This is a genomic window from Streptomyces acidicola, assembly GCF_009377235.1.
GTDB lineage: Bacteria > Actinomycetota > Actinomycetes > Streptomycetales > Streptomycetaceae > Streptomyces > Streptomyces acidicola.
Genome location: NZ_VMNX01000388.1, coordinates 1 through 5712 on the forward strand (window position 1 = coordinate 1; position 5712 = coordinate 5712).

Annotated in this window: 6 protein-coding genes; 4 read left to right on the forward strand and 2 right to left on the reverse strand. The window is 68.5% G+C overall.

From position 1 onward, the window contains the following. Nucleotides 1–159 precede the first annotated feature (159 nt). Nucleotides 160–957 (forward strand): hypothetical protein, encoded by a 798-nt coding sequence (locus FPZ41_RS44385; protein ID WP_152870347.1) that lies wholly within the window; start codon nucleotides 160–162, stop codon nucleotides 955–957. A 56-nt stretch (nucleotides 958–1013) separates the two neighbouring features. Beyond that, on the forward strand, nucleotides 1014–1847 hold the full coding sequence (locus tag FPZ41_RS44390) for a helix-turn-helix domain-containing protein (RefSeq protein ID WP_152870349.1): 834 nt from the start codon (nucleotides 1014–1016) through the stop codon (nucleotides 1845–1847). Here FPZ41_RS44390 and FPZ41_RS44395 read toward each other — a convergent pair whose 3' ends face one another. Next, nucleotides 1848–2297 carry a hypothetical protein gene (locus FPZ41_RS44395; protein ID WP_152870351.1) on the reverse strand — a complete coding sequence of 150 codons (450 nt, stop codon included), beginning with the start codon at nucleotides 2295–2297 and terminating at the stop codon, nucleotides 1848–1850. It abuts the gene before it with no gap. A gap of 462 nt (nucleotides 2298–2759) precedes the next feature. Here FPZ41_RS44395 and FPZ41_RS44400 point away from each other — a divergent pair, with 462 nt between their 5' ends. Beyond that, nucleotides 2760–3755 carry a zinc metalloprotease gene (locus FPZ41_RS44400; protein WP_152870353.1) on the forward strand — a complete coding sequence of 332 codons (996 nt, stop codon included), beginning with the start codon at nucleotides 2760–2762 and terminating at the stop codon, nucleotides 3753–3755. A gap of 124 nt (nucleotides 3756–3879) precedes the next feature. Here FPZ41_RS44400 and FPZ41_RS44405 read toward each other — a convergent pair whose 3' ends face one another. Next, nucleotides 3880–4524 carry a TetR/AcrR family transcriptional regulator gene (locus tag FPZ41_RS44405; protein WP_228023428.1) on the reverse strand — a complete coding sequence of 215 codons (645 nt, stop codon included), beginning with the start codon at nucleotides 4522–4524 and terminating at the stop codon, nucleotides 3880–3882. Between the two features lie 157 nt (nucleotides 4525–4681). Here FPZ41_RS44405 and FPZ41_RS44410 point away from each other — a divergent pair, with 157 nt between their 5' ends. Continuing rightward, complete coding sequence (locus FPZ41_RS44410; protein WP_322621522.1) at nucleotides 4682–5614, forward strand: ABC transporter permease; 933 nt, start codon at nucleotides 4682–4684, stop codon at nucleotides 5612–5614. Nucleotides 5615–5712: the final 98 nt, after the last annotated feature.

A 5712-nucleotide genomic window follows, 5' to 3' on the forward strand; every position in this document is an offset into this window, starting at 1 on the left:
CACCTCACCACCGGCCCGACCCCCCTCCACGCCCTCCTCGCCGCCCTCAAGGCCGGCCCCGTTGAGTGACCCACAGCGCGCCCTCGCGCCATCTTCGGCTCCGCCGTCGCGCGGTGTCCCGATCTTGAGGGCGCACAGCCCTGGTGCTTGACTTGCCCGGTGACTCGTATCGAAGGAGCGGACGCTCTCGAAGAGCTCGGCCCGGTGGTCAGCCGACACGTGGTGGATCACCGGAAGCGGTGGGTGAACGCGGGCTGGGCCCTGCTCATAGCCGTCCCCTCCGGCTGGCTGGGAGTGTGGGGTGTGTCCGCGACGGGCGACGGCTCGCCCGGCGGCAACAAGGCGATCGGCTTGCTGCTCGGCCTCGCGCTGGGCGCCGTGGCCATCGCGGTGACCCAGATCACGCGGGCCGTGCGCGGCGAGCCCGGGGAGTATTTCGAGGTGCGGCAGCGCGGCCTGGTCCACGGGTCCCGGCGCGGAGTCGCGGGCTGGTCCTGGGATCGCGTCACCTCGCTCCGTGTCGAGGGCGATGCGGTGAACTCCCTCGCAACCCGGCTGGGCAACGGGTACCGCATCGTCATCAGCCTGGAAGACGGTCGTCAACTCCGGGCGGACGGTCTCACCGGAGGCGCTGCGGACCTGGGGCGCGCCCTGCTGACCCGATGCACGCATGTCGCCCTGGTCCCCCGCGTGCCCTGGTACGGCAGGACGGCGGGCGGCCTGCTGCTGGCCGGAGCCGCAGCGTGTGCGGCAGCGGTCGCCGCGCAGATCCTCTACATCGCGGACCACCCGGACAAGGAGCACAAGGTCTCCACCGCACTCGGCATGGCCGTGGTCAGCTCCGAACCGGGCATCAGCGACACGGGCTACGCCTTCCTGGCCATCGGCATACTGGTGTGCGCCGTCGCCGCCGTCTCCTTCGTCATCGCCTTCGCACGGGGCCGGGCATACCGGTGAACCTGGTGACACGCGGTATGTGAGCACCCCGCCCTGGTTGAATTACTGTCAGCGCCATGACTACTACAACTGGCAGGACTACCACCGACCCTGCCGTAGGGACTCTGCTGAGGGGCTGGCGTGAGCGACGCCGGATCACTCAGCTCGAACTGGCTTTGAAGGCCGAGAGCTCCGCACGTCACATCAGCTTCATCGAAACCGGACGCGCCAAGCCCAGCCAGGCCATGGTGGTTCGCCTCGCGGAACACCTCGACGTTCCCGTGCGGGACCGGAACGCACTGCTGTTGGCAGCCGGCTATGCGCCGGCCTATCCCGAAACCCCTCTGACGGCTCCGGCGATGAACGCCGTGCGCTCAGGTCTCGACAGTCTGCTGGCCGCGTACGAGCCGAACCCCGCCCTGGTGGTGGACGGCACGTACAACGTCGTCGCCGCCAACCGCGGCGTGCAGGCCCTGCTCGGGGGTCTCCCGGAACATCTGCTGACCCCGCCGATGAACGCCATGCGGCTCACCCTGCATCCGCAGGGACTGGCTCCCCGTATCCGCAATTTCGGCGAATGGCGAGCGCATCTCGTGGAGCGGATCGAACGCCAGATCGCGCTGCGAGCCTCGGACGAGCTGCGTCAACTGCACGACGAGCTGACCGCCTATCCGGCCCCGAACCAGCACGGCTCCGACGAGACAGCCGCCGACGGCGGCCACCGTAACTCCCCCACGGACTACGCCTTCGCGCTGCCGTTTCAGCTGGAGGTCGAAGGGCAGCCGCTCTCTTTCATTTCGACGATCACTACGTTCAACACCCCCATGGACGTGACCGTCTCCGAGTTGGCGGTGGAGGCGTTTCTCCCCACCGACTCGAAGACGGCCATGTTTCTTCAGCAGCTCGCCTGATCAGCGGTTCCGCCCGATGTCCGCGCGGACCCGGCGCAGAGCCATGTACTGCAGGACGGCGAATCCCCCCACCGTCCCCGCCTGCATCGGGACCCAGATCCAGCCTGCGGTGCTGGGCTCGTCGAGCCAGACGGTCAGGGCGACGACGCTGAGAATCGCCCAGAGAACATTGGCCTCGATCACGGCCTGCACCAACGGCACCGCCGGCCGCGAACGCCCGGCCAGGTACCCCACCCCCGCCCCGTACAGCACCAGGAAGGCGCCGAGCCCGAGCAGGAGCCCGCTACCCACCCCGAGCAGCCGCCCTATCGGTCCCGAGGCCACCAGGTAGGCGAGCCCGTTGACGCCGGTGACAGCGGCATCCAGGGCGAGAAATCGGCGCAGCCAGACCACGGCGTTCCCCTCTGTCCTGTCCGTCCTGGCCTGTGAACGAAGTTCTGCCGTCGACATGACTGCAACCTCCTTGGGATTGATGGCCGTTTGAGGCCTTGTTCCTTCGGAAGATCACGATGCTGGACGGCTCACGGGGTGTCGATTACCGCCGAGGTAATGCGGGGCCAGAACCCCCGCCCACGCATGATGCGTTCAGCTACACGCCCGCATGCTGTCAAGAGCTGGTTCCAGCCACATCCTGCCCGCCTGAAAGGCTGTTAAGAGGAGATCACAACGATCACGGCGGGTATGCGCGGCGCATCCCGAATCCAGACACACCACCCCCACGGACCGCCCCCCGCGTTACGTCGTCGTCACAGATCCCGGGGCACGAAGGATCTCGATCTCCGAATCGCACCTGTTTACCCCCGCTTTGATTGGTCTTGATCAACTCTCCTGCGGATTCGGCATGTCCACGTAATCTCCGCCGTGGCCAGGAAGAACCTGCGCTTCTTCCCTTCACATCCGCTAGGAGTCAACATGCGTGCGCTCGCCCGGATATCCCCCCTTATAGGCAGACGCCTGCTCGGCACGGCCGTCGTGGCCGGAACCCTGATGCTCGCGCCGCTCTCGGCGCCGACCGGAATCGCCTCGGCCAAGACGACGGCCACCACGGCCGCCGAGTGCGCTGACACCGCAGGCGCCGCGGCCCGTGAGGCCCGCCCGGCACCGGGCAAGGACGTCGCGGAGCCGAACGAGATCAGCGAGGCCAAGGCCCAGGCCATGAACGCGGATCTGAACAAGAGGCTGGACAAGCTGCGCACGAGCGGCCGCGGCCTGTCGGCGACGGCCGCCTCCGCCACCATCCCGGTGTACTTCCACGTCATCCACGACGGACCCACCGGACAGCTCAGCTCGGCCGACATCAACGCCCAGATGAACGTGCTGAACGCCGCATACGCCGGTCAGGGCAGCGGCAACAACGACACCGGCTTCCAGTTCACCCTGGCGGGCACGGACTACACCGACAACTCCGCCTGGTACAACGTCGGATACGGCTCCACGACCGAGAAGGCGATGAAGTCCGCCCTGCGCAAGGGCGGGGCCGACGCGCTCAACATCTACACGGCCAACCTCGGCGGCGGCCTGCTGGGCTGGGCCACCTTCCCCAGCGAATACGCCGCCAACCCGTCCATGGACGGCATCGTCATCCTCGACGCCTCACTGCCGGGAGGTTCGGCGACCAACTACAACGAGGGCGACACGGCGACCCACGAGGTCGGCCACTGGGCGGGGCTCTACCACACCTTCCAGGGGGGCTGTAACGGCCAGGGCGACTACGTCACCGACACCCCGGCCGAGAAGAGCGCCGCCTACCAGTGCCCGATCGGCCGCGACACCTGCGCCCGCGACGCCGGTGCGGACCCGATCCACAACTTCATGGACTACACGTACGACTCCTGCATGTACCAGTTCACCGCGGGCCAGGTGACGCGGATGCAGCAGAGCTGGGCCGCGTACCGCGCCGCAGGCTGAGCCCTGTGACGCCCTAATACACCGAGATACACCGAGATACACCGAGTAGTAGCCGAAGGGAGTTTCACCCTTCGGCTACTCGGCGGCTTCAAGACAGCCTGGCGGAGCCGGATCAGTCGAATCCCTACAGCGCCTTGAGCGCCGCCGCCGTCGCCCGCGCCAGGCTCGCCAGGTACTCCTTCGGCAGCTTCGGGCCCCGTACGACCACCGCGCGCCAGTACAGCGGACCGGAGATCAGGTCGAGAGTCAGGTCCTCGTCGACCCCGTCGCGCATCTCACCGCGGGCGACCGCCGCCGCGACGATGCCGCTCGCCACGCTCTGCTGACCCTCGCGCAACGCCTTCTGCATGGCCTCGGCGATCTCGGGGTTGCGGGCCGCCTCGGCCTGGAGGTCGGGGATGATCTGGCCGGCCACCGGGTGGCGCAGGGCGCGGGACGTGACCTCGTACAGCAGCCGCAGGTCACCTTCCAGCGAACCCGTGTCGGGCATCGGCAGACCCTGGACCGCCACCGCGGAGACCAGGTCCAGGACCAGGTGGAGTTTCGAGCGCCAGCGGCGGTACACCGCCGTCTTGCCGACTCCCGCGCGCCGCGCGATGCCCTCGATGGACATACGGCCGTAGCCCACGGCCGCGAGCTCCTCGAAGACCGCGGTCCGGATGGCCTCGGTCACGTCCTCACGGAGCACGGCCGCCCCGGCGGGGGCCCGGCGGCGCGGCTGCGGAGGCCGCGCCGACTGCGTCTCGGGGGCGTCGGCGTTGGAAGTCATGCCGACCAGCATAGGGCGTTACGACGAAACGGTTGCGTTCCGACGTCACTCGACATACGCTCGCGTTACGACGATACGGTCCCGTCCCGACGTAGGAGGGACGACGAGCCTCAGTCCCCCTTCGTCACGGGATGCCCCCCAACGGAAAGCAGCGGATGTGAGCAGCCAAGCCCTCCACACACCGCCGACCGCCACGACCCACGCGCAGGCACCAGCCACCGAGGAGTCCCCTGCGCAGCTCGCCGCGCGGTACGGCCTCAGCGTCAGCGGCGCGCGGCCCTCCCTGCCCGAGTACGTACGGCAGCTGTGGGCGCGCCGGCACTTCATCACGGCGTTCGCCACGGCCAAGCTCACCGCGCAGTACAGCCAGGCGAAGCTCGGCCAGGTCTGGCAAGTGGCCAACCCGCTGCTCAACGCCGCGGTCTACTACTTCATCTTCGGCGTCCTGATGGGCACCAGCCGGGGCGTGCCGGACTACATCCCGTTCCTGGTCACCGGTGTGTTCGTGTGGACGTTCACCCAGAGCTCGATCATGGCGGGGACGCGGGCCATCTCCGGCAGCCTCGGACTCGTCCGCGCGCTGCACTTCCCGCGTGCCGCGCTCCCGGTGTCGTTCGCGCTCCAGCAGCTCCAGCAGTTGCTGTTCTCGATGGCCGCGCTGGTCGTGATCCTGCTCGCCTTCGGGGTGCCGGTCTCCGCGTCCTGGCTGCTGATCGTGCCCGCGCTCACGCTCCAGTTCATGTTCAACGCCGGCGTCGCGATGATCATGGCCCGGCTCGGCGCGAAGACCCCCGACATCGCCCAGCTGATGCCGTTCGTGCTGCGCACCTGGATGTACGTGTCGGGCGTGATGTGGAGCATCGACAAGGTGCTCTCCCACCAGGACCTGCCCCACTGGGTGCACCTCGTGCTGCAGTGCAACCCGGCAGCCGTCTACATCGACCTCATGCGGTTCGCGCTGATCGACAGCTTCCACGCGAGCCAGCTCCCCCACCACGTGTGGGCCATCGCCGTCGGATGGGCGCTGCTCGCCGGGGTCGGCGGGTTCATTTACTTCTGGAAGTCCGAGGAGACCTACGGCCGTGGCTGACACCACCCTGACCCGCCCGCACGAGACCGCACAGGCCGCGAACGCACAGGCCAAGGCCGCACAGGCCGCGGCCCCCGCCGGGCAGGCCCCCACCGAAC

What these genes read in the sequence shown, in the direction of transcription:
- FPZ41_RS44390 (WP_152870349.1), top strand. Translation starts at nt 1,014, where the DNA reads ATGACTACTACAACTGGCAGGACTACCACCGACCCTGCCGTAGGGACT.
- FPZ41_RS44395 (WP_152870351.1), bottom strand. Translation starts at nt 2,297, where the DNA reads ATGTCGACGGCAGAACTTCGTTCACAGGCCAGGACGGACAGGACAGAG.
- FPZ41_RS44400 (WP_152870353.1), top strand. Translation starts at nt 2,760, where the DNA reads ATGCGTGCGCTCGCCCGGATATCCCCCCTTATAGGCAGACGCCTGCTC.
- FPZ41_RS44405 (WP_228023428.1), bottom strand. Translation starts at nt 4,524, where the DNA reads ATGACTTCCAACGCCGACGCCCCCGAGACGCAGTCGGCGCGGCCTCCG.